General features: G+C 36.4%; 22 protein-coding genes and 1 tRNA gene. 17 read left to right on the top strand and 6 right to left on the bottom strand.

Features of this window, described 5'->3' with window-relative positions; translation table 11 throughout:
* The first annotated feature begins 24 nt into the window (after positions 1-24).
* The 4 genes from rpoD (at position 25) to ORL93_RS08255 (ending at position 3,926) form a co-directional block, all read left to right on the top strand.
* Positions 25-1,146, top strand: coding sequence for an RNA polymerase sigma factor RpoD (rpoD, locus tag ORL93_RS08270; RefSeq protein ID WP_003200669.1), 1,122 nt, complete (start codon positions 25-27; stop codon positions 1,144-1,146).
* Between the two features lie 385 nt (positions 1,147-1,531).
* Positions 1,532-1,888, top strand: a complete 357-nt coding sequence (gene cccA, locus ORL93_RS08265; protein WP_003200671.1) for a cytochrome c550 — start codon at positions 1,532-1,534, stop codon at positions 1,886-1,888.
* A 212-nt stretch (positions 1,889-2,100) separates the two neighbouring features.
* Positions 2,101-2,808 (top strand): tRNA (adenine(22)-N(1))-methyltransferase, encoded by a 708-nt coding sequence (locus ORL93_RS08260; RefSeq protein ID WP_097794429.1) that lies wholly within the window; start codon positions 2,101-2,103, stop codon positions 2,806-2,808.
* Complete coding sequence (locus ORL93_RS08255; RefSeq protein WP_033796422.1) at positions 2,805-3,926, top strand: Nif3-like dinuclear metal center hexameric protein; 1,122 nt, start codon at positions 2,805-2,807, stop codon at positions 3,924-3,926. The genes ORL93_RS08260 and ORL93_RS08255 overlap by 4 nt, the downstream gene beginning before the upstream one ends.
* Before the next feature lie 231 nt (positions 3,927-4,157).
* On the opposite strand, the gene ORL93_RS08250 is transcribed toward ORL93_RS08255, so the two are convergent.
* Positions 4,158-5,108: a 4-hydroxy-3-methylbut-2-enyl diphosphate reductase gene (locus ORL93_RS08250; protein WP_003200678.1), complete on the bottom strand. Its 951-nt coding sequence runs from the start codon at positions 5,106-5,108 to the stop codon at positions 4,158-4,160.
* A gap of 90 nt (positions 5,109-5,198) precedes the next feature.
* Entirely contained in the window at positions 5,199-5,837 is a 639-nt protein-coding gene (vrrA, locus tag ORL93_RS08245) for a VrrA/YqfQ family protein (RefSeq protein WP_018782555.1), read from the bottom strand.
* Positions 5,838-6,018: 181 nt separating this feature from the next.
* Here vrrA and ORL93_RS08240 point away from each other — a divergent pair, with 181 nt between their 5' ends.
* A complete protein-coding gene (locus tag ORL93_RS08240) occupies positions 6,019-7,329 on the top strand; it encodes a DEAD/DEAH box helicase (RefSeq protein WP_018782556.1) in 1,311 nt (436 codons plus the stop codon).
* A gap of 279 nt (positions 7,330-7,608) precedes the next feature.
* A complete protein-coding gene (locus ORL93_RS08235) occupies positions 7,609-8,505 on the top strand; it encodes a deoxyribonuclease IV (RefSeq protein WP_003208520.1) in 897 nt (298 codons plus the stop codon).
* A gap of 20 nt (positions 8,506-8,525) precedes the next feature.
* Here the strand turns inward: ORL93_RS08235 and ORL93_RS08230 are convergent, their stop codons facing one another.
* Entirely contained in the window at positions 8,526-8,780 is a 255-nt protein-coding gene (locus ORL93_RS08230; RefSeq protein WP_003200331.1) for a DUF2624 domain-containing protein, read from the bottom strand.
* Positions 8,781-8,931: 151 nt separating this feature from the next.
* Here ORL93_RS08230 and ORL93_RS08225 point away from each other — a divergent pair, with 151 nt between their 5' ends.
* The 4 genes from ORL93_RS08225 to ORL93_RS08210 all read left to right on the top strand — a co-directional run bounded on the left by ORL93_RS08225 (position 8,932) and on the right by ORL93_RS08210 (position 12,102).
* Entirely contained in the window at positions 8,932-9,810 is an 879-nt protein-coding gene (locus tag ORL93_RS08225) for a YitT family protein (protein ID WP_003200334.1), read from the top strand.
* Between the two features lie 261 nt (positions 9,811-10,071).
* Positions 10,072-10,842, top strand: a complete 771-nt coding sequence (locus ORL93_RS08220) for a metal ABC transporter ATP-binding protein (RefSeq protein WP_018782557.1) — start codon at positions 10,072-10,074, stop codon at positions 10,840-10,842.
* The gene (locus tag ORL93_RS08215) at positions 10,842-11,675 is read left to right on the top strand and encodes a metal ABC transporter permease (protein WP_003200340.1); all 834 of its coding nucleotides are present in this window, start codon (positions 10,842-10,844) and stop codon (positions 11,673-11,675) included. Before ORL93_RS08220 ends, ORL93_RS08215 begins: the two co-directional genes overlap by 1 nt.
* A gap of 13 nt (positions 11,676-11,688) precedes the next feature.
* Positions 11,689-12,102: a Fur family transcriptional regulator gene (locus ORL93_RS08210; RefSeq protein ID WP_003200343.1), complete on the top strand. Its 414-nt coding sequence runs from the start codon at positions 11,689-11,691 to the stop codon at positions 12,100-12,102.
* Positions 12,103-12,183: 81 nt separating this feature from the next.
* Here ORL93_RS08210 and ispG read toward each other — a convergent pair whose 3' ends face one another.
* From ispG to ORL93_RS08195, 3 genes are all read right to left on the bottom strand, one after another.
* A complete protein-coding gene (gene ispG, locus ORL93_RS08205; RefSeq protein ID WP_176524564.1) occupies positions 12,184-13,281 on the bottom strand; it encodes a flavodoxin-dependent (E)-4-hydroxy-3-methylbut-2-enyl-diphosphate synthase in 1,098 nt (365 codons plus the stop codon).
* 165 nt (positions 13,282-13,446) lie between these two features.
* Complete coding sequence (locus tag ORL93_RS08200) at positions 13,447-13,794, bottom strand: hypothetical protein (protein ID WP_003200346.1); 348 nt, start codon at positions 13,792-13,794, stop codon at positions 13,447-13,449.
* Positions 13,795-13,858: 64 nt separating this feature from the next.
* Positions 13,859-14,626: a DUF1189 domain-containing protein gene (locus ORL93_RS08195; RefSeq protein WP_003200348.1), complete on the bottom strand. Its 768-nt coding sequence runs from the start codon at positions 14,624-14,626 to the stop codon at positions 13,859-13,861.
* A 653-nt stretch (positions 14,627-15,279) separates the two neighbouring features.
* Here ORL93_RS08195 and ORL93_RS08190 point away from each other — a divergent pair.
* From ORL93_RS08190 to pstA, 7 genes are all read left to right on the top strand, one after another.
* A tRNA-Ile gene (locus ORL93_RS08190) sits at positions 15,280-15,353 on the top strand.
* A 224-nt stretch (positions 15,354-15,577) separates the two neighbouring features.
* On the top strand, positions 15,578-16,189 hold the full coding sequence (gene sodA / locus ORL93_RS08185; RefSeq protein WP_003200350.1) for a superoxide dismutase [Mn]: 612 nt from the start codon (positions 15,578-15,580) through the stop codon (positions 16,187-16,189).
* A gap of 136 nt (positions 16,190-16,325) precedes the next feature.
* A complete protein-coding gene (locus ORL93_RS08180) occupies positions 16,326-17,603 on the top strand; it encodes an MFS transporter (RefSeq protein WP_097794425.1) in 1,278 nt (425 codons plus the stop codon).
* A gap of 109 nt (positions 17,604-17,712) precedes the next feature.
* Positions 17,713-19,815 (top strand): peptidoglycan D,D-transpeptidase FtsI family protein, encoded by a 2,103-nt coding sequence (locus ORL93_RS08175; protein WP_265958846.1) that lies wholly within the window; start codon positions 17,713-17,715, stop codon positions 19,813-19,815.
* 318 nt (positions 19,816-20,133) lie between these two features.
* A complete protein-coding gene (locus tag ORL93_RS08170; RefSeq protein WP_018765834.1) occupies positions 20,134-21,051 on the top strand; it encodes a PstS family phosphate ABC transporter substrate-binding protein in 918 nt (305 codons plus the stop codon).
* A 27-nt stretch (positions 21,052-21,078) separates the two neighbouring features.
* Positions 21,079-22,029 (top strand): phosphate ABC transporter permease subunit PstC, encoded by a 951-nt coding sequence (gene pstC, locus ORL93_RS08165; RefSeq protein WP_265958845.1) that lies wholly within the window; start codon positions 21,079-21,081, stop codon positions 22,027-22,029.
* A gap of 1 nt (position 22,030) precedes the next feature.
* Entirely contained in the window at positions 22,031-22,897 is an 867-nt protein-coding gene (gene pstA, locus ORL93_RS08160) for a phosphate ABC transporter permease PstA (RefSeq protein WP_265958844.1), read from the top strand.
* The last annotated feature ends 20 nt before the right edge of the window (positions 22,898-22,917 follow it).

Here is a 22,917-nt window from a genome sequence, read left to right as displayed (position 1 = left end):
TATCTCGCGTAAGGAGGGGAACAGATGGCTGATAAACCAGCTCGTTCTAAACAAATTGAAACTGATATGACTCTTGAGCAAGTGAAAGAACAACTCACTGAGCTTGGAAAAAAACGTGGCGTTCTTACATATGAAGAGATTGCAGAACGCATGAATGGATTTGAAATTGAATCTGATCAAATGGATGAATATTATGAATATTTAGGTGAACAAGGAATTGATTTAGTTGGCGACAACGATGAAGGTCCGAATAATCACCAAATCACAAAGACAGAAGAAGAATTCGATTTAAATGATTTAAGTGTGCCACCAGGTGTGAAAATCAATGACCCTGTTCGCATGTATTTAAAAGAAATCGGCCGTGTGGATCTACTATCTGCTGAAGAAGAAATTCGACTTGCAACCCGCATTGAAGAAGGTGATGAAGAAGCGAAGCGCCGTCTTGCGGAAGCGAATTTACGTCTTGTTGTAAGTATTGCAAAACGATATGTAGGCCGTGGTATGCTCTTCTTAGACTTAATCCAAGAAGGAAACATGGGTTTAATTAAAGCTGTTGAAAAGTTCGATTATCGTAAAGGTTTTAAATTCAGTACGTATGCAACTTGGTGGATTCGTCAAGCGATTACACGTGCCATTGCAGACCAAGCGAGAACAATTCGTATTCCCGTTCATATGGTTGAAACAATTAATAAATTAATCCGTGTACAGCGTCAATTATTACAAGATTTAGGACGTGAACCATCTCCAGAAGAAATTGGAGAAGAAATGGATCTTGCTCCAGAAAAAGTACGCGAAATCTTAAAGATTGCACAGGAGCCAGTTTCTCTTGAAACACCAATTGGTGAAGAGGATGACTCACATTTAGGCGATTTTATTGAAGACCAAGAAGCAACATCACCTGCGGACCATGCAGCGTATGAATTGCTAAAAGAACAATTAGAAGATGTGTTAGATACACTAACAGATCGTGAAGAAAATGTTCTACGTCTTCGTTTCGGTTTAGATGATGGACGAACTCGTACGCTTGAAGAAGTTGGGAAAGTATTCGGCGTAACGAGAGAGCGTATTCGTCAAATTGAAGCAAAAGCGCTTCGTAAATTAAGACATCCAAGCCGTAGCAAACGTTTAAAAGATTTCTTAGAATAGGGTTCTTTTTAAGTTTACTTCACATTTGTGAAGTAAACTTTTTTATTTTGTTAATTTTTGTTAAAATTTAGCTGCCAGTAACGATTACAATTCTTGTAATTTATTTTACAGAATTGTCTTTTGATTTGCAAATGCTCATTTTTCGATTTTTCGATTAATTTCGTTTATTCTATACAAAAATATATGTAGAAAAACAAAAAATATGATGAGAAGCGTTGATATTTATCAAAATAATATGGGATAAAAGGAAGAGAATCAATAAACTGAATTTATGGAATATTTTTAACAACTGATAGTTTTGTCTTTTCTGATAGAATGTTTTCAAGTACAATAGAAGTGACTGAATCATCTAACTATTCGGGGGTGTAGAGGGGGGAGAAGAGATATGAAACGTAATCCGTTGATTCCATTCGCTCTTATTGCAGCACTGGGCATTATCATTATGTTTGTATTTTCGTTTCAGGGGTTACATAAATCTAAAGAGCTTGCTGATGCAAAAAATGGTGGGAAACCTGCACAAACGGCATCGAAACCAGAAGATATTGTGAAACAAAGTTGTACGAGCTGTCATGGTGATCAGTTGCAAGGTGCAGTAGGTCCTAACTTACAAAAAGTTGGTGGGAAACTTTCCAAAGATGAAATTAAGGAAGTGCTTACAAAAGGGAAAGGAAATATGCCAGCGAATATAATCCCAGCAGATCAGGCTTCTAAAGTAGCTGATTGGTTATCAAAGAAAAAATAAAGTGAACCTTTAATCCGTGAGAATTTTATGATTCGCATGTAGTGGAATACGACCGATAAAACAAGTTCTTTGCTTATAGCAGGGAGCTTGTTTTTTCTTTCAATCTAAAATACGATGAAATAAATGAATTGTTTTGTTTCTTTACTTGCAACAACTACTGTAAATTCATTATCATGGAGACAGACTGACAAGAGAAGGAGTAATGGAAATAAATGAATGAAGTGAAGCTTTCAAAAAGATTAGAAGAAGTAGTGCGGGAGATTCCAGTAGGATCTACAGTTGCAGATATTGGTTCCGACCATGCGTATTTACCGTGCTATACAATCATAAATAATATTGCTATAAAGGCAGTAGCGGGAGAAGTGGTAGATGGGCCATTCCGTTCTGCACAGGCTACAGTAGCTGAGAGTGGCCTACAAGAAAAGGTAGATGTTCGTAAAGGAAATGGCTTAGCTGTTATTACACCAGGAGAAGTCGATGTTATTACAATTGCTGGTATGGGTGGAGCGCTAATTCGTGATATTTTAGAGAATGGAAAAGAAAAGCTAAATGGTGTAATACGTTTAATTTTACAGCCTAATATTGCTGCACATCATATTCGTGAATGGTTTATTGAAAATGGTTGGGAGCTTATTCATGAAAAAATTATAAAAGAAGACGGAAAGATTTATGAGATTTTAGTTGGGGAAAAAGGAGAACCGCTAACTCCTTATCATGAAAACAAACAAGCAGAGTTATTTATTGGACCATTTTTGATGAAGGAAAAAAGTGATGCGTTTGTAGAGAAATGGGAAAATGAACTGAAAAACTTTCAAAATATCCTGAAGCAAATAGAGCGTGCGACAGAATCAGAAGATACAAAGGCAAAACGAATTGAAGTAGTCGAGAAAATGAAAATGATAGAGGAGGTTTTATCATGAGTAAAATTCCAAATGGGCATGAAGTGATTTCTTTATTTGAAAGCATGTATCCGAAGCATTTAGCGATGGAAGGCGATAAAATTGGTTTGCAGATTGGTGCACTCAATAAGCCAGTCCAGCATGTATTGATTGCACTAGATGTTACAGAAGCGGTTGTAGAAGAAGCGATTCAAATAGGTGCGAATGTAATTATTGCTCATCACCCGCTTATTTTTAATCCGCTAAAAGCAATCCATACAGATAAGGCGTATGGTCGAATTATTGAAACGTGTATCAAAAACGATATCGCTGTTTATGCAGCGCATACAAATGTCGATGTAGCAAAAGGCGGAGTGAACGACTTGCTTGCTGAGGCGCTGGGATTACAAAATACAGAAGTGCTTGTTCCGACATACTCGGAAGAAATGAAAAAGATTGTTGTATGTGTGCCTGCAACGCATGCTGAAGAAGTTCGCAAAGCTCTTGGGGATGCTGGTGCTGGTTATATCGGCAACTATAGCCATTGTACGTTTAATAGTGAAGGAATAGGTACATTTATGCCTGGGGAGGGGACAAACCCTTATATAGGCGAAACTGGGCAGTTAGAGCGTGTAGAAGAGGTAAAGATTGAAACGATTATCCCAGCCCCACTAGAGCGAAAAGTAGTAAAAGCAATGTTAACAGCACATCCATATGAAGAAGTTGCCTACGATGTATACCCCCTTGATAATAAGGGAGAAACGTTAGGACTTGGTAAAATTGGATATTTGCAAGAAGAAATGACATTAGGCCAGTTTGCTGAACATGTGAAATCGGCATTAGATGTAAAAGGTGCGCGAGTTGTTGGGAATTTAGACGATAAAGTGCGGAAAGTAGCAGTGCTTGGCGGTGATGGGAATAAATATATTACGCAAGCGAAATTTAAAGGGGCAGATGTGTATGTGACGGGCGATATGTATTATCATGTTGCACATGATGCGATGATGCTCGGATTAAATATTGTGGATCCAGGACATAATGTTGAAAAAGTAATGAAACAAGGTGTGCAAAAGCAATTACAGCAAAAAGTAGATGAGAAAAAATTTGCTGTGCAAATTCATGCTTCTCAGTTACATACAGATCCGTTTACTTTTGTATAAGCTCTAAAAAGAAAAATTATAAAATCTTTCTTTTTAGATGGAAGAGAGCATCCGGCTATGCATAGAAGTGGTCAGAGCCTTTTTTTGCCCCATGCCAAGTGAAAACAAAGAGAAAAAAGAATATAGGTAATTTTTTTGTTCTCCGTAGCAGCGACTTATATGTGAAAAAATCAAAATAGATTTATATTGAATAAAAAAATCCGCTGCTAGTGAGTTAGCAACGGATTTTTTTTATTGTTGTTTTTTTACTTTAACACGTGGCAAGATTTTTTGAAGTGGTACGTTTCGTTTACGTTCCCAAGTTGCTGGGTTCATTGGGTCGTACTGTTCTAAAAAGGCGATTACTTCTTTTGTAATTGGCGTTGGTGTAGAGGCCCCTGCGGTAACAGCGACATTTTCGATCCCTTGCAGCCACTCTAATTGAATTTCGCTTACATCTGCAACGCGGTATGCTTTTGTACCAGCAATCTCTTGTGATACTTGGGCTAAACGGTTTGAGTTATTACTTTTTGGATCACCGACAACAATCGTTAAATCAGCCACATCTGCTTGCTTAGCAACTGCTTCTTGACGTACTTGTGTTGCTAAACAAATTTCTTTGTGAAATTCAGCTGTTGGGAATTTTTTCTGAATGTCTTCCATCAGGTGCTGAACGTCCCATTGACTCATTGTTGTTTGATTTGTTACTAAAATTTTCTCTGTTGGGATTTCTAGTGTCTCCAAATCATTTGCCTTTTCAATAAGATGAACGATGTCAGGTGCAATACCAACGGCACCTTCTGGTTCTGGATGTCCCTTTTTACCAATGTAAATCACATGGTATCCTTCCGATTTTTTTGTTTCGATAAGGTCGTGTGTTTTCGTAACATCTGGACATGTTGCATCGATTGTCGTTAACCCTTTTTCTTTTGCACGTTGTTTAACTTCTGGAGAAACACCGTGTGCTGTGAAAATAACAGTACCAGAATCAATTTTGTCTAAAATCTCTAATCGACTTGGACCATCTAATGTAATAATGCCATCTTCTTCGAAAGCGTCGGTTACATGTTTATTGTGAACAATCATACCTAAAATATAAATCGGTCTCGGTAATGTTTTATCTAGTGCAGCATTGCGTGCAATGACCATCGCATCAACAACACCGTAGCAATAACCACGAGGGGAAATTTTAACAATTTTCATGTGAGTAATCCTCTCCTTCTAAACAAGGAATCCTTTTTGTACATAGTCTTTTCCATTATAAAGGAGGAGCGGACAGAAAACAAAGGATTGTTAGACATATAGTTTCGGTTTTGGTGCCATACGCGGGATATTCTCCTCTTTCGGTAAGGCTCTTTCAATAACTGGTTCTAAAATTATTTTCTTCTTTTTTTTCTTTTTTGAAGGTGGTGGAGGTGTAGTAATTACTTCCACCTCTTCTGCTGATTCTTCAGCAGCACCTTTTCCAGAAGTGAGAATTTTTACGATGCTTGGTATGCTACGCACAATGGGTCCATACTGCTCGACGACAGGTCCAACAGATTGAGCGACTTGAGCAACTTTTTCAATGTTATTTAACATACCTGTTGGATTGGAGATTAAGTTGGAAAAAAAGCTGCCAATGCCACCGCCACCGCTAGGTATAATCGGTGCTGAGCTACGGATTTCATTCGGATTGTTCATTTGAGGTGGCATCATTTGTTGTGACTGCTGCATATAGGGCTGCTGATGTTGATGCATCATCGGTTGCCCCTCCATTTGTCGATAGGGAGGAACCATTTGCATAAAGGGCTGAGTCGGATCGTGTTTTTTGAATAGCTTCGAGAGAAATCCTTTCTTTTTTTGCATCATAGGAGGTAAATTAGGTATAGGATACGGGGTGTACGGTTGCTGTCCTGTATACATTTGTCCCATAGGAGAGTTCGGATACATAAGAGAACTCCTCCTTTCTTCAGTTAGGTATATACACATACAATATGCAATGAAAAGAAAGAAGGTTAGTTTTTGGAGTGAAAACCTAAACTAAAGATGGATTTTACTATTAGAGTTCGATATAATGTAGACTTGACTGATTTGTGCGCGCAGTAGAAATTTTAGAAAGAAGGTGTAACTTATGACACTACAAACATTTACACAATATAATTTTCAACCGTTTTTAATAGATGCAGTTCGTGAACTACGCTTTTCAGAGCCGACAGAAATTCAAAAGAAAATTTTTCCTGTTGTGAAAAAAGGTGTGAGTGTAATTGGACAGTCCCAAACGGGTTCTGGTAAAACACACGCATATTTACTTCCAACATTAAACCGAATTGATGCGAAACGAGACGAGGTCCAACTTGTCATTACAGCGCCTACTCGTGAGTTAGCACAACAAATTTATCAAGAGATTGTAAAGTTAACAAAGTTTTGTGAAGAAGATCAAATGATTACAGCACGCTGCTTAATCGGAGGAACAGATAAGCAAAGATCCATTGAAAAATTGAAAAAACAACCTCATGTTGTTATTGGGACACCCGGGCGTATTAAAGATCTAGTAGAAGAAAAAGCGCTATTCGTTCATAAAGCTACTACGATTATTGTTGATGAAGCAGACTTGATGCTTGATATGGGATTCATTCAAGATGTAGATAAAATTGCAGCGCGTATGCCTAAAAACTTGCAAATGCTTGTTTTCTCTGCAACGATTCCTCAAAAATTAAAACCGTTTATGAAGAAGTATATGGAGAATCCAGAGCATATTCATATTAATCCAAAACAAGTTGCAGCAGGGAATATTGAGCATTATTTAGTTCCTTCTAGGCATCGTAATAAAATTGAATTAGTGAAAAATATGTTACTTCAATTTAAGCCGTATTTAGCAATCGTTTTTACAAATACAAAGAAAAAAGCGGATGAAGTTGCGGACGGATTAGCAGAGCGTGGATTAAAAGTAGGAAGAATTCATGGTGATTTATCACCACGTGATCGTAAAAAAATGATGAAACAAGTTCGTGACTTAGAGTTTCAATACATTGTCGCTACAGATTTAGCCGCACGTGGTATTGATATTGAAGGGATTAGCCATGTTATTAACTATGAACTTCCATCTGATTTAGATTTCTTTGTTCACCGCGTAGGAAGAACAGCTCGTGCTGGATATTCAGGAATTGCAGTGACGATTTATGATCCAGCAAATGAAGAAGCGTTAGATAGCTTAGAAAAACAACGTAATATCATATTTAACCATGTAGACTTACGTGGAGATGAATGGGCTGATTTAGGTGACCGCCGTCGTCGTAAAAGTCGTAAAAAGCCAAATGATGAACTTGATATTATGGCAACGAAAGTTGTTAAGAAGCCGAAAAAAGTAAAACCTAATTATAAGAGAAAACTGGCAACAGAACGTGCAAAAGTGAAGAATAAATACAGTAATAAAAAAAGATAAGGGGCGATCCCTTATCTTTTTTTATCCTTTTATTTGCGAATGTGAATCTTTCCTGTAGCAAAAATAAAGGCGTTAGGTGAGGACTAATAACCAGCAGGAATTAAGAAAAACGCTACTAATCTTGATATGCTAAGAAGAGTTCCATGTTTTAGAAGCAGGGGGCGTAACTTGTGAATCTGTTTTAGCAGTATGTTTATTGTTTTGTGAACAAACAATTCACTACATATTTCTACAAATTATGCTATCATTATAGCTATTGTATATTGAAGAGGTGATTATATGTTAAAGATTGGATCTCATGTTTCTATGAGTGGTAAGAAAATGTTATTAGCAGCAAGTGAAGAGGCTGCTTCATACGGTGCGACAACCTTTATGATCTATACAGGTGCACCGCAAAATACGAGAAGAAAACCAATTGAAGAGTTAAATATAGAAGCAGGGCGTAAACATATGGAGCTCAATGGTATTGAAGAAATTATTGTCCATGCACCTTATATTATTAATGTTGGTAATACGACAAAACCGGAAACGTTTCAATTAGGTGTTGATTTCCTGCGCATGGAAATTGAAAGAACGTCAGCGTTAGGTGTAGCGAAGCAAATTGTACTTCATCCAGGAGCTCATGTTGGCGCGGGAGCTGAAGCTGGTATTCAGCAAATCATTAAAGGCCTAAATGAGGTATTGACGCCAGAACAGACAGTGAATATTGCACTAGAGACGATGGCTGGAAAAGGAACAGAGTGCGGACGCAGCTTTGACGAAATTGCAAAAATTATTGATGGTGTAAAATATAACGAAAAGTTATCTGTATGTTTCGATACGTGTCACACGCATGATGCAGGTTATGACATTGTGAATGACTTTGACGGTGTATTAAATGAATTTGATAAAATTGTTGGGATTGATCGTTTGCAAGTATTGCATATTAACGATAGTAAAAATATACGCGGAGCTGGAAAAGACCGTCATGAAAATATTGGTTTCGGTCATATTGGTTATAAAGCGTTACACCACATCGTACACCATCCGCAATTACAGCATGTACCAAAAATTCTTGAAACACCGTATGTAGGTGAGGATAAGAAAGATAAAAAACCACCATATAAGTTTGAAATTGAAATGTTGAAGAGTGGCTCATTTGATGAAGGTCTTCTTGAGAAGATTAAAGAACAATAAGGAGGGGGATTTCCACCTCCTTATTTTAATAGTTTCTGAAATAGCGTATTTATTTGTTGAGCGGTAGATGGGGAAGTGACTTTTGCAATCTTTTTTAAAAGTTCTAGTCTTTCTCCTGTATCATAAATGTTGATGTTTTTCCCTTTTATTAAAGGGACAATTTGCTCAGCCTGTTCAGTTGTGATGGGAACTTCATATTCTTTACTATATTTCAATAATTCTTTTGTTGTCATATGATTTAATTTTTTGTTTACAATGTGCTTGATGAGGTTCATGATGTAGTCCTCCTTCAGTTGTTCTTATATCGAAATATATGTACGGGATGCTTGTATATATTCGCATAGTAGATGCTTTTTTCTATAAGTAAAAGAAGACTATGTTATAATAAAAGAACAAAACTATATAAAAAGTATATAAGGAGGGTTTATGGAAAAAAAGCAACATAGAAAAGAAAGTATTATTCACCTATTGTATCGTTTAGTTATGATTGTCTTTGGTGCAACGTGTGCGGCAGTAGCTATTGAACTGTTTTTAATGCCAAATAAAATTATTGACGGTGGTATTATCGGTATTTCCCTCATACTAGATTATCTTACTCCAAACATTTGGTGGTTAAGTTTCTCTACTTTAGTTGTCATCCTCAATTTACCGTTTATGTATTCTGGGTATAAACAAATCGGGAAAACTTTTATGCTATCTTCTGCTTTTGCAATCGTCGCTTTAGCATTTATTGAGTCAACATTACATTCTTTCAAGCCTTTTACGACGGAACCGATTTTGGCAACCGTTTTTGGTGGTCTTATTTTAGGGATTGGTGTAGGGATTGTTATTAGGCATGGTGGTTCATTAGATGGAACGGAAATTATGGGAATTTTATTAACGAAAAAATTACCGTTTTCTGTTGGTGAATTTGTTATGTTTGTGAACTTATTTGTTTTTGCTTGGGCAGCATTTGTGTTTGGTGTCGAACAGGCGATGTATTCTGTTATGACATACTATATCGCATTTAAAACAATTGATACGGTTATTCAAGGGTTGGATGAGACAAAAGCAGTACTGATTGTATCAGATCAGTATGAAGAAGTATCAAATGCCATCTTACACCGCCTTGGTCGTGGAACAACGAAACTCGTTGCTAAAGGTGGTTATACAGATAAAGAGAAAGAAGTAATTTATGCAGTTGTTACACGTCTTGAGGTAACAAAATTAAAATCAATTGTTCATGAAATTGATGAAAATGCCTTTATTACAATTATGAGTACGCAAGAGACAAATGGTGGTAAATTTAAATCCGCTATTCATTAAAAGTACATGTTCAAAAAAAGAAGATAAAGAAGGCCAATCAGTTCCAAAGTATGAGGAAATGTAAAAGTAATCTTTGCCGTAATTTTTGAATATCCTTAAAAAAAAGCAGAGAGATTTTCTCTGCTTTTTTGTTATAATAATAAGGTTGTCCGAAATAAAGAATATATTTTTGGGCAGATTGGTTTACAACTATAATAAGTTATACTATAATTCAAATAGAGGTAAATCGGAATCATTCTGAATTAAAATAGGTGAGATGCTATGAAGAATATGTTGGAAATAGAAGGACTGACATTTCGGTATGAAGATCGAAATGTGTTAGAAGATATTAATTTGCAAGTTCCTAAGGGAGCTTTTTTAGGTTTGGTTGGACCGAATGGATCTGGTAAATCGACCCTATTAAAGTGTATATTAGGTGTTTTGAAGCCGAAGAAAGGGAGTATTCGGTTATTTGGTATTGATAGCAAGAAGTTTAAAGAGTGGAATAAACTTGGCTATGTTTCACAAAAGGCTAACAGCTTTAACTCTGGTTTTCCAGCAACTGTCTTTGAAGTTGTTTCAATGGGGCTTGTTTCAAAAAAAGGCCTATTTCGTTTCTTGAAGAAAGAAGATAAAGAAAAGGTTACAAAGGCAATCGCAGATGTAGGAATGAGTGAATTTCAAAATCGTAACATCGGAGAGCTTTCCGGTGGACAACAGCAACGTGTGTTTATTGCACGCGCGCTTGTAAGTAATCCAGAATTACTGATTTTGGACGAGCCTACAGTGGGGATTGATGTAAAGAGTGTAGAGAGCTTTTATGAGATACTAGAAGATTTAAATAAAAAACTAGGTATCACATTGATTCTGGTTACACACGATATGGGAGCTGTAACAGAGAAGGTGACGCATGTTGCATGTTTAAATCAGCATTTGCATTTCCATGGAAATGTTGAGAAATTCCGAGAGTTAGAAGATGCAGAAATGTCGATTTTATATGGACATCATGTTCATCGTTTAGAACATGATCATGAGCATCACGGGAGGATATAATGATACAGGATTTTTTACAATATGATTTTTTACGCAATTCTTTATACGCTGGTATTTTAATAGGGCTTGTTGCCCCGTTAATCGGTGTATTTGTTGTCATTCGTCGCATGTCACTGATTGCAGATGCTTTAAGTCATGTGACATTATCAGGGATTGCCGCAAGTTTGTTACTAGAAAAAACGATTTTTACAGGTGGTTTTTTAAATCCGTTATATATGGGAATGATTTTTTCGATAGGCGGAGCACTATTAATTGAAAAATTACGTACTGTATATAAACATTACCAAGAATTAGCAATTCCAATTATTCTTTCAGCAGGGATGGGACTCGGAGTTGTTTTTATTTCACTTGCGAATGGATTTAATACGGATTTATTTAGTTACTTATTTGGTAGCGTGAGTGCTGTAACAAGCACGGATTTAATTCTTATTGGTATTGTAGCAATCGTAGTTATTGCAACAATTATTTTATTATATAAAGAGTTATTTTTATTATCATTTGACGAGGAATATGCTGTATCAACAGGTCTTCGTGCTAAATGGATTCATTTTATTTTTATTATTTTAGTTGCGCTTGTCATTGCAGTATCAATGCGTGTTGTTGGGGTTCTTCTCGTATCATCCCTAATGACGTTACCAGTTGCCGCAAGTATCCGCATCGCAAAAGGATTTAAACAAACAATTTTCTTTTCCATTTTATTTGGTGAAATTTCCGTGATAGGTGGGCTGTTTGCTTCTTATCAGCTTGATTTAGCTCCAGGTGGTACAATTGTTATGCTAGCGGTTCTTATTTTAATCGGTGCAATCTTATGGAAGAAGAAAAAAACTGCATAAAGTAGGGATAGTTATGAATCTGACTGAAGCTTTACGTCTTATGAAAGAAAAAGGCTATAAACACACTGGAAAAAGGGAAGAAATGTTACGTTTATTTGCGGTTCATAATCGTTATTTAACCGCAAAAGACGTTTTAGAGCATATGAAGAATGATTACCCAGGACTAAGTTTTGATACAATCTATCGTAATTTAACGGTATTTGCTGAAATTGGTGTTTTAGAGCAAACAGAATTAAATGGAGAAAAGCATTTTCGTTTTACATGTTCAATTATGGAACATCATCATCACTTCATTTGCTTGGATTGTGGTGGTACGAAAGAAATTACTTCCTGTCCAATGGATTTTATGAATAAAGATTTTAAAGGATACGAAGTAACAGGGCATAAGTTTGAAATATATGGGCGTTGCCCGAAGTGTGCAAAGTAAAAGCTTGTCAGCGTAAAGACTGACAAGCTTTTATTTGTAGTTATAAAACGGCTGCTGGTGACATCCAGGCAGCCGTTTTTATTATTGCTCTTGTTTTTCTTTTTCTTGATTTGCAGCCATTTCAGCAGCAATTACATCAATTTCTTTTTTGAGTTCTTCTACCATTGTTTCTTCCGGTACTTTGCGAACGACTTTTCCTTTACGGAATAATAAGCCTTCTCCACGTGCACCGGCAATACCGATATCAGCTTCACGAGCTTCACCAGGTCCGTTTACAGCACATCCAAGTACAGCAACTTTGATTGGTACTTTCAGCGTAGAGATATATTCTTCTACTTCATTTGCAATACTGATAAGGTCAATTTCAATACGACCGCAAGTTGGACAAGAAATAAGTGTTGCAGCATTCGATGCAAGACCGAATGATTTTAAAAGTTCACGAGCAACTTTTACTTCTTCAACAGGATCAGCACTTAATGAAATACGAAGTGTATTTCCGAGACCGTTACTTAAGATTGCTCCAAGACCAGCAGCACTTTTTACCGTTCCAGCAAATAGTGTTCCAGATTCTGTAATGCCTAAATGTAATGGATAATCAAAGGCACGAGCTGCTTTCTCATAAGCTTCGATTGCTAAGTTAACATCAGAGGCTTTCATGGATACGATGATATCGTGGAAATCTAAGTCCTCTAAAATTTTAATATGATGCAGTGCGCTTTCAACCATACCATCTGCAGTAGGATAGCCGTACTTTTCTAAAATATGGCGCTCTAATGAACCAGCATTTACACCAATACGAATTGGGATACCGCGTTCTTTTGCAGCATTTACAACAGCTTCTACTTTATGGCGACGCCCAATGTTTCCTGGATTGATACGTACTTTATCAATGCCGCCTTCAATTGCTTTTAAAGCAAGACGATAATCAAAGTGAATATCAGCAACAAGTGGGATGTTAATTTGTTTTTTAATATCAGCAATAGCATTTGCTGCGCGTTCGTCTGGAACAGCAACGCGGACAATTTGACAACCCGCTTCTTCTAAACGTTTAATTTCAGCAACTGTAGCTTCTACATCATGCGTTTTTGTTGTTGTCATACTTTGTATAATTAATTCATTATTACCGCCAATTGTTAAATTACCGACTTTAACAGGACGTGTTTTTGTACGATGAGTCATTTCATTCACGAATAGATCGCTCTCCTTATAAAAGAAGTTTCTTATTTTGTTGCCTCATATCAAATATAGTATATGTGATATGGAGCGATAGAAACCTATATGCTCGGTTTCACTTTTACTATTGTATCAGCGCCTTTATGTAATTGACAAGGATTAAGTGATGGTTCATTGATATAATGGGAATTTGTAAGATTTTCCAATTTGAATTTTTGTAGAAGATGTATTTTTATTTAATTGTTTAAAATCATCGATTACTTTTTCAATAGAAGGAACTTTTTTCTTGTTAATCGCTTCTGTAATGGATAAAACAGTATCTCCTGTTTTTACTTCAATCGCTTTATATTGTGCATCCGTTTCTTTTTTGGATTTTGTATCAACATTTTCTTTTTTTACAGTTTGGGCAGCTGTTGGTTTTTTGTATGAACTTAACATTGGTAAAGTACCAATTTTTATATCGTAATAAAACACGTAACCGAGAACAAGCACAAGTAAGAGTGTACCAAGTCTTTTCATATTCCTCACTCCTTTGTTAGGAAATATATGCTTGTCCAAAAAAAAAATGCCAAAATGGCATTTTTTATAGTTCGTGTTTTTCTTTAGGTTTTGGTATTTCTTTAATGGTTAAGTACAGAACAATTAAAATGATTGCAGTGTACAGAAGGAATGACCAGGGTACATTTATTTTTAATAAATCCATAATCATAAAGAAAATTGTTGGAATTGTATAGCTGTAAGCCGTTAATGTCCAAACTTGTTTGTAAGATAACTTCCGCTGACCGCCCATTGCAGAACCAATAAAGGCTAAAATTGTTACCCCTAGGAATGAAATGAATAATTGGAACAAATAAATGACTATTCCTACAACAAGCATGAGAATAGGATAAATGCTATCAATGGCTGATATGATATCTTTAATATCTTTTTTCTCAAATGTACCATTCCCAAAATCGCTATAAGACTGACTTTGTGTTTGATTGTTATTAATAGATACAACTTTATCCTTTAAAACGAATACACCTTGTTTATTTGCATATGCAGTCGTATCCGTTGCATTAGGGTCAAATACGAAAACAAAGTTCCCATCTTCTTTTATAATGGGTTCTTTAACGTCGGCATGAAGTTCGCCGTTCTCAATTTTAAAATCTGGGAGATCTTTTTCAATTGATTGATGTACAGTAGAAACGACATCTTGGGTGAAATTCCCAAATGTAAAGGTTTTTGGGATTGTTGCAATTAAACACAATAACATGATATACAGAATCGTTTTTCCGATTTTTTGAAAACGAAAAAGTGCCATGTCTTTTGGCGAATATAAACTTTTTACTAGCTGCGTAAATACGGACATATATTCACTTCCTTTGCTATATGTATGATAGATTGATGCATAAAATCATTGTAACGTACGAATCTAGAGAACCACAAGTTATATCGTGTGAAGTAAGATTGATACCCCAGTAAGTGAGAGCTATAAAGGACTTTTTGCTATATCAATATAAATTGAAACCCTGACATAAAACCTTTCTTTTAGGTAGGAGAGGGCAACTGGCTATGCATAGAAGCAGTCAGATCCTTTTTCCTGCCCCGTCCGATGGTAAAACAAAGAGAGAAAACAAGTGCAGGTCACTTTTTGTTTTGCGTAGTGGGGGATTATTATATATCGAAAAAACAAAATGGATTTATATAATTATTCGCTTGCAGTAAGGTGTTTTTTTAAGATTTGAAAATAAAAAAGATAGACTTCAGTAAATGTAAAATAGACGAGAGCTCACCATCATTGAGAAATGAGGAAAGGTTTACTGATGGAAGTTTGACTTTAAGAAAAGTAAAAATACAATTGACACTTTTCTTTTTTATATGGTAAATTTATCTTACATTTCTTAACCGATATATCTCGCAGTGACTCAACCATGCAATCATACAGTTTTTATCTTGTATGAAAGTTCTGTGGAGACTTGGTGGTGTGATTTAAATTTCAGCCACCGATATATACATAATTCTGGACCCTTAGCTCAGCTGGTTAGAGCAGACGGCTCATAACCGTCCGGTCGTAGGTTCGAGTCCTACAGGGTCCATATCCATTTCAAATGTTCATCATGTAGACGAGAAGCTTCCTTGTAGAAGGAAGCTTTTTTTACGAAATATATGAGCATTTTATTTGAAAAGAAATGGGAATTTTGCTACGTTAATGATAGCAAGACAATGTGATTTAATTTGTTTTCACCCTATGGCAATTAGGGTAAAATGAAGTTGTATGCCAAGTCATTTTGGCAATACATAAACTGGGAGGAATGTAACAATGGCAAAACATGAATTACCAAATTTACCTTATGCGTATGATGCTTTAGAACCTCACTTTGATAAAGAAACAATGAACATCCATCATACAAAACACCACAACACTTACGTAACAAATTTAAACGCTGCGCTAGAAGGTCATGCAGAACTAGCTGACAAAAGTGTTGAAGAATTAGTTGCAAACTTAAATGAAGTACCAGAAGCAATTCGTACTGCAGTACGCAATAACGGTGGCGGACATGCGAACCATACTTTCTTCTGGACAATTCTATCTTCAAATGGTGGTGGACAACCAGTAGGTGAACTTGCAGCTGCAATTGAAGCGAAATTCGGTAGCTTTGATGCATTCAAAACAGAATTCGCAAAAGCTGGTGCAACTCGCTTCGGTTCTGGTTGGGCTTGGTTAGTAGTAAACAATGGTGAGCTAGAAGTAACAAGCACTCCAAACCAAGATTCACCTTTAACAGAAGGTAAAACTCCAGTTATCGGTTTAGATGTTTGGGAGCATGCTTATTACTTACATTACCAAAACCGTCGTCCTGACTACATCGGTGCATTCTGGAACGTTGTAGACTGGAACGCAGCTGAAAAACGTTACCAAGAAGCTAAATAATATCGCTTGTTCCGTTTTAGGTAAGGCGATATTGAAGAAGCTAGGGGAATATTCTCCTAGCTTTTTTGTATGCTTTCTTTTACATAATTGTGCTCGTCTTTGGAAGACTAGAACATGAAGTAAAGGAGAGTTATGTATGAAGTGGAAACATGTAATTGGCGATGTCGAGGTGAATCGTGATTTAATATTGTTACTTGTTATGGGGGGATTATACACGCTCGCAATTTCTTTATCCAACACGTTTGTTAACATTTATTTATGGAAACAAACACAAAACTATGTGAACCTTGGTTTGTATAATTTAGCAAGCGTTGTATTGCAGCCACTAACATTTCTTTTTGCAGGAAAATTGGCAAAACGGATAGATCGTGCTATTTTACTGCGAATCGGTGTGGGAACATTAGCTGCTTTTTTTATTGTTGTTTTACTCGCAGGAACGCATGCTTCACATTACATTTTATTACTTGGCGGTCTTCTTGGAATTGGATACGGTTTTTATTGGCTTGCATTTAATCTGTTGACATTTGAGATTACGGAACCGGAAACACGTGATTTTTTTAACGGTTTTCTTGGTCTTTTAACATCCTTTTCTGGAATGATTGGGCCAATAACAGCAGGATATACGATTTCACGTATGGAGAAATGGAGCGGTTATACAGTTATCTTTTTTCTTTCATTAACTTTATTTGCAATTGCTGTTGTCATAAGCTTCTTTTTATCGAAAAGAGAATGTGAGGGGCGCTATGAAATTGTTCAAGTTTTGAAAGAACGTAAGGTTGATAAAAACTGGGGAAGGATTACACGCGCACACTTTTTTCAAGGATTAAGGGAAGGGACGTTTATTTTTGTTATTTCTGTATATGTCTATTTGGCATCAGGGAGCGAATTTGCATTAGGAAAGTATAGTTTAGTCAATTCCGCTGTTTCATTTGTATGCTATTACTTGGTTGCGCGTATGTTAAAAAAGGAGTGGAGAAAAAAGGCGATTTTACTTGGTGGAATTATTTTGTATGTCGTTGTATTTTTAGTTATTTTTCATGTTACATATGTAAAATTACTCATTTATGCAGCATGTATTGCAATAGCTTATCCGATTTTACTTGTTCCGTACGGATCGATGACATACGATGTAATCGGAAGAGCAAAGCAGGCGAAAGAATGGCGGGTCGAGTATATTGTTGTTCGAGAATTATGGTTAAACAGCGGAAGAATTTGTTCGATTTTAAGTTTTTTATGTGCAGTATCATTTTTTCAGCCAGAAAAAAGCTTACCTGTTCTATTATGTATTCTTGGAGCTGGACATTTACTTATTTATTTTGCTGTTAGAAATGTCAAATACGGGGAAGGGAATCCAAATAAACCAAGGATTTCAGCACCTGAAACAACACAAAATCATACTGAACGAGAAGGTTAACTTCTTCTGGATTTTATGCTAGAATAAAAAGACATGTAAAACAGCAGTGAGGACACCTATAATAAGGTGTCCCTTTCCTATTACATAGCTGTTGGTAGAGGGGGTTCGTATGAGTAAAAAGAAGAAAAAAAAGAAAACCCACGTTCCGTTTCGGCTTAACGTGTTGTTTTTTTGTGTGTTTTTAATGTTTTCAGCGATCATTGTAAAGCTTGGAATGGTACAAATTGTACATGGTGAGGACTATAAAAATGAAGTTGAAAAAAAGGAAAACTCAACAGTAAGTAATCCAGTTCCACGCGGAAAGATCTTTGATAGATATGGTCGTGCGGTTGTGGATAATAACCCAGTTCGTACCATTACGTTTACAAGACTGAAGGGTTCAACTTCGGAAGAACGTTTAGAAACAGCGAAAAAACTGGCGAAGCTAATTGAAGTATCACCAGATAAATTAACAGAACGTGATAAAAAAGATTATTGGCTTTCTTTACATGAAAAAGAGGCAAAGGAAAAGATTACAAAGAAAGACCAAGCTGAATTTAAAGCAAAGAAAATTGATGATAAAGAAATGGCAGAGCGTCAGCGTAATCGCGTGACAGAGGCAGAAATAAATCAATTAACACCCGAAGATTTAGAAATACTTGCAATTAAGAGTAAAATGGATGGCGGATATGCAATGACACCGCAAATCATAAAAAAAGATGTAACAACAGAAGAATATGCAATCATTAGTGAAAATTTAGCATTGTTGCCAGGTGTAGATACGACAGTTGATTGGGATCGTAAATACACTTATGATGATATGTTCCGTAGTGTACTTGGTGGTGTAACAAGCTCAGATGAAGGGTTGCCAAGAGAACGACTAGATTATTTTCTTGTTCGAGATTATAACCGTAACGACCGCGTTGGTAAAAGTTATATTGAACAGCAATATGAGGATACGCTTCATGGTACAAAAGCAGAAGTGAGAAATGTTACAGACAAAGACGGAAATATTTTAGAAACAATAAACGTTTCTAAAGGTCAACGAGGCAATGATCTGAATTTAACAATTGATATGGAACTGCAAAAGCGTGTAGAAGAAATCCTTACGAAGTATTTAAAGCAATATGCAGGTGCAGAACCACTTTTAGACCGTGCATTTGTTGTGATGATGAATCCGAAAAATGGTGAAGTTTTATCTATGGCTGGGAAACAAATCGTAGACGAAAATGGAACGAAAGAGATAAAAGATTACGCATTAGGAACAATGACAAGTGCGTATCCGATGGGCTCAACTGTGAAAGGTGCTACGGTGCTAACGGGATATCAAACAGGAGCAATTACGCCTGGAACAGTTCTAGTGGATGAACCGATTAAATTAAAAGGTACACCGCAAAAAGCTTCTTGGAAAACGATGGGCAGTATTAACGACCTTACCGCTTTAAAAATGTCTTCTAACGTATACATGTTTAAAACAGCCATGAATCTTGCTGGAGTGCAATATCAAAGGGGCGGTACATTAGATATTAAGAAAAAGGCATTCGATGATATGCGTTATTATTTTGGACAATTTGGGCTTGGTGTGAAAACAGGAATTGATTTACCAAATGAAATAGCCGGTCAGAGAGGTTCTGGATTCCAACCAGGTTTCTTATTAGACTTAGCAATCGGGCAGTATGATACGTATACACCGCTTCAACTTGTACAATATGTTTCTACAATTGCCAATGGTGGCTATCGTATGCAACCGCAAGTCGTAAAAGAAATTCGTCAACCATCATCTAAACCAGATGAAGTCGGAAAAGTGATTCAATCAATGGAACCAAAAGTATTAAATCGTATTGATATGCCTGAAGATCAAATCCAGCGTGTGCAAGAAGGATTTAGACAAGTATTTAATGATTCAGGTGGTACAGGTGCAAAATACTTTACAGGTGCAAAATATACAGCTGCTGGAAAAACAGGAACAGCACAAACGTTTTATGGTGGTAACAAAGATATCGGAAGAAATGCAAAAGGCGAGCCTGTATCAACTTATAACTTAACATTAGTAGGTTATGCGCCGCTTGATAATCCTGAAGTTGCATTCTCCGTTGTTGTTCCATGGGTACACGATGATAAGTCTGGAATTAACGGAAATATCGGTCGTGAAATTATGGATGCTTACTTTGACTTGAAAAAACAAGAAGTAACAGGTGAAGCAACAAAAGATGAAAAAGGTAAAAAAGAATAAAAATATGTGAATTTGGCACACTATCTTAAAAGATAGTGTGCTTTTTTTTGTATTTTATGCATAGGTTTTAGTAATTGTGGACGAGCATATCCTATACGCGAAATAGGGGGTTGAAAAAAATGAACTCTCTCATAGTATGACCGGTCATATATTTACTTTTGAGAAAAGAAGTGAAAATGAGAAAGAAGTAGCGTATTCCTCCACATTATGTTGAACTTTACAAAACTTTTACAAATTATTAAAACCGAATTAATAGTTGGGCATTATTCTTATATCTGTAATCCTGTTACTCCAGGATACTTCTAGGAGGAGCTACACGTGAAATGGACAAAAAAATCTATCAAGATTTTAGCAATATCGACATGTTTCATTTTTTTATATGTGTCTACTCCATCCGCTGCTAATGATGTGAGGGAAGTGAGAGTTGATGGATCCTCAACCGTTTTTCCAATTATGGAAGCTATAGCGGAAGAGTACACAAAAAAAGAACCACGTGTGAAAATTTCTATTAGTATATCTGGGACCGGAGGAGGGTTTCATCGTTTTGGCAAAGGCGAAGTAGATATAAATAATGCATCGCGCCAGGTAAAACAAGTAGAAGAAAATTTTATGAAGGAAAATTCCATCCAGTTTACACCATTTGAAATTGCTTATGATGGCCTCACAATCATTGTGAATCGTCAAAATACATGGGCTGATAATATGACAATAGAAGAATTACGTCTATTATGGAGCGAAGATGGGAGAACGAAACGATGGTCACATATTCATCCGAAATGGCCGCACGAAAAGGTGCAATTTTATGCGCCAGGTGTTGATTCCGGTACGTATGATTATTTTCAAAGTGTTGTCTTGCGAAACAATCGTCTTGCAAAAACAGTTGCTTTATCTGAAGATGATCAAGTCATTATGCAAGGGGTAATGAATGATAAAAATGCAATTGCATTTGTGGGATATGCGTACTATATGGCGAATCGAGATAAGGTAAAATCCGTAAAAGTAAATGGTGTACCACCAACAAAAGCAAACATTCAATCTGGTGTTTATAAGCCATTGTCTAGGCCGCTATTTGCTTATGTAAACCATGCTTCGATTCGAAATAAAAGCAGTGTGGCAGAGTATGTGGTGTTTATGATGCAACATGCGGGCGGACTTGCTGAAGAAGTCGGATATGTTAAATTACCACAAAAGAAATATAGTGAACAGCTGCGAATGTTAACAGAAATAAAAAGATAATGTCAGGATGGGAAGGGGTTTTCATCTTTGGCTCGAAATGACAAAAGTCAATTTGCATTTTCTGTGCAACATTTGATTGAAAGAAATACAATCAAAAGAAAAAAAACGCAGCGAATCAATCGAATGGTTCCGTTACTATTAAAGGCAATTGCTAGCATATCTATTATAACAACAATCGGTATTGTTATTACGCTAGCGAATGAAACAATTATGTTTTTTCGTGAAATATCAATGTATTCTTTTTTTACTGAGAAAGAATGGTTACCATTTTTTGAAGAGCCTAAGTTTGGGATACTTCCTCTTATATGTGGGACCTTACTTGTAACAACAATCGCTATGATAGTAGCTATTCCAATTGGACTAGGATGTGCCGTATTTTTAAATGAATATGCTTCACACTTTGTTAGAAAAGTGTTAAAGCCCATTTTAGAACTACTAGCAGGTATTCCTACAATTGTATATGGATTTTTTGCTTTAACGATTGTCACACCGGCCTTGCAGCGTGTCATTCCGGATTTACAGTTCTTTAATGCAATTAGTCCAGGCATTGTTATAGGAATTATGATGGTTCCAACAATCGCTTCTCTTTCTGAAGATGCAATGGGAGCTGTATCTAAAGGAATAAAAGAGGCTTCACTTGGGCTAGGTGCAACGCGTTTTGAAACTATACGAAAGGTTGTGTTTCCAGCTGCATTTACCGGTATTATGGCTGCAATCCTATTAGCGGCTTCACGTGCGATTGGTGAAACGATGATTGTTGTCATTGCTGGAGGTTCAACGCCCAATGTATCTATAGATCCGACGCACTCCATTCAAACGTTAACGGCTTATATTGTGCAAGTAAGCTTAGGTGATGCCCCCCATGGAACGATCGCATACTATAGTATGTACGCTGTAGGCGCGACGTTACTTATGTTTACATTCATGATGAATATGATTTCGCAGCAGATTATGTACCGTTTTAGAAAGGCGATATAAGATGCGAATGCTGAATCATAAGAGAATAAAAGAAAATATGGCAACGCGTTTTTGGAAGGATCAAATATATAAGTCAATTTCTTATATGACAATGCTATTTTCTATTTGCATACTAATTTTATTACTTTATCAAATCTTTGAAAAAGGTATAAGTTATCTTTCGATAGATTTTTTTATGAACTTTGCTTCGCGTAATCCAAAGCAAGCTGGTATTGCAGCTGCATTGTCAGGAACAATTGTATTTATGAGTATAGTAGTACCAGTTTCCTTTATATTTGGAGTAGGTACAGCTCTTTATTTAGAGCATTATGCAAGACAATCTGTATTCACAAGAATCGTAGAATTAAATATTCAAACATTAGCGGGGGTGCCATCTGTTGTGTTTGGATTGCTTGGTTTAACAATTTTTGTATATGGTCTTCAGTTAGGTGAGAGTATAGTAACAGCAGCGTTTACGATGAGTCTTCTTGTGTTACCAACTGTTGTTGTGTCGAGTCAAGAAGCAATTCGTATGGTGCCAAGCTCTTTGTTAGAAGCCTCATATGGTGTCGGTGCTACAAAATGGCAAACAATGTATCAAATTGTAGTGCCAACTGCCTTGCCAGGAATTTTAACGGGATGTGTTTTGGCTTTATCGAGGGCAATCGGAGAAGCGGCACCATTATTAGTCATTGGGGCGCTTGCTTTTGCTAATTATATTCCGCTTAACATGTTTGATAGATTTACAGTTTTACCGATTCAAATTTTTAATTGGATGAGTAGACCGCAAGAGGAGTTTCAGCATGTAGCAGCAGCCGGTATGATCGTTTTATTAGGATTGTTGCTCATTATAAATGTGGTTGCCTTATGGTTGAGAAATCGTAAGTAGTGGATGAAAGGGGAATTCAA

The sequence above is a fragment of the Bacillus sp. DHT2 genome (genome assembly GCF_026241455.1).
GTDB classification, from domain to species: domain Bacteria; phylum Bacillota; class Bacilli; order Bacillales; family Bacillaceae_G; genus Bacillus_A; species Bacillus_A pseudomycoides.
Note: the sequence above shows the minus strand (reverse complement) of the source record. Positions and strands in the feature narration are given on the sequence as shown.

Excerpts from the sequence above, each read along its gene's own strand:
- rpoD (WP_003200669.1), top strand. The coding sequence starts at position 25 with ATGGCTGATAAACCAGCTCGTTCTAAACAAATTGAAACTGATATGACT.
- cccA (WP_003200671.1), top strand. The coding sequence starts at position 1,532 with ATGAAACGTAATCCGTTGATTCCATTCGCTCTTATTGCAGCACTGGGC.
- ORL93_RS08260 (WP_097794429.1), top strand. The coding sequence starts at position 2,101 with ATGAATGAAGTGAAGCTTTCAAAAAGATTAGAAGAAGTAGTGCGGGAG.
- ORL93_RS08255 (WP_033796422.1), top strand. The coding sequence starts at position 2,805 with ATGAGTAAAATTCCAAATGGGCATGAAGTGATTTCTTTATTTGAAAGC.
- ORL93_RS08250 (WP_003200678.1), bottom strand. The coding sequence starts at position 5,108 with ATGAAAATTGTTAAAATTTCCCCTCGTGGTTATTGCTACGGTGTTGTT.
- vrrA (WP_018782555.1), bottom strand. The coding sequence starts at position 5,837 with ATGTATCCGAACTCTCCTATGGGACAAATGTATACAGGACAGCAACCG.
- ORL93_RS08240 (WP_018782556.1), top strand. The coding sequence starts at position 6,019 with ATGACACTACAAACATTTACACAATATAATTTTCAACCGTTTTTAATA.
- ORL93_RS08235 (WP_003208520.1), top strand. The coding sequence starts at position 7,609 with ATGTTAAAGATTGGATCTCATGTTTCTATGAGTGGTAAGAAAATGTTA.
- ORL93_RS08230 (WP_003200331.1), bottom strand. The coding sequence starts at position 8,780 with ATGAACCTCATCAAGCACATTGTAAACAAAAAATTAAATCATATGACA.
- ORL93_RS08225 (WP_003200334.1), top strand. The coding sequence starts at position 8,932 with ATGGAAAAAAAGCAACATAGAAAAGAAAGTATTATTCACCTATTGTAT.
- ORL93_RS08220 (WP_018782557.1), top strand. The coding sequence starts at position 10,072 with ATGAAGAATATGTTGGAAATAGAAGGACTGACATTTCGGTATGAAGAT.
- ORL93_RS08215 (WP_003200340.1), top strand. The coding sequence starts at position 10,842 with ATGATACAGGATTTTTTACAATATGATTTTTTACGCAATTCTTTATAC.
- ORL93_RS08210 (WP_003200343.1), top strand. The coding sequence starts at position 11,689 with ATGAATCTGACTGAAGCTTTACGTCTTATGAAAGAAAAAGGCTATAAA.
- ispG (WP_176524564.1), bottom strand. The coding sequence starts at position 13,281 with ATGACTCATCGTACAAAAACACGTCCTGTTAAAGTCGGTAATTTAACA.
- ORL93_RS08200 (WP_003200346.1), bottom strand. The coding sequence starts at position 13,794 with ATGAAAAGACTTGGTACACTCTTACTTGTGCTTGTTCTCGGTTACGTG.
- ORL93_RS08195 (WP_003200348.1), bottom strand. The coding sequence starts at position 14,626 with ATGTCCGTATTTACGCAGCTAGTAAAAAGTTTATATTCGCCAAAAGAC.
- sodA (WP_003200350.1), top strand. The coding sequence starts at position 15,578 with ATGGCAAAACATGAATTACCAAATTTACCTTATGCGTATGATGCTTTA.
- ORL93_RS08180 (WP_097794425.1), top strand. The coding sequence starts at position 16,326 with ATGAAGTGGAAACATGTAATTGGCGATGTCGAGGTGAATCGTGATTTA.
- ORL93_RS08175 (WP_265958846.1), top strand. The coding sequence starts at position 17,713 with ATGAGTAAAAAGAAGAAAAAAAAGAAAACCCACGTTCCGTTTCGGCTT.
- pstA (WP_265958844.1), top strand. The coding sequence starts at position 22,031 with ATGCGAATGCTGAATCATAAGAGAATAAAAGAAAATATGGCAACGCGT.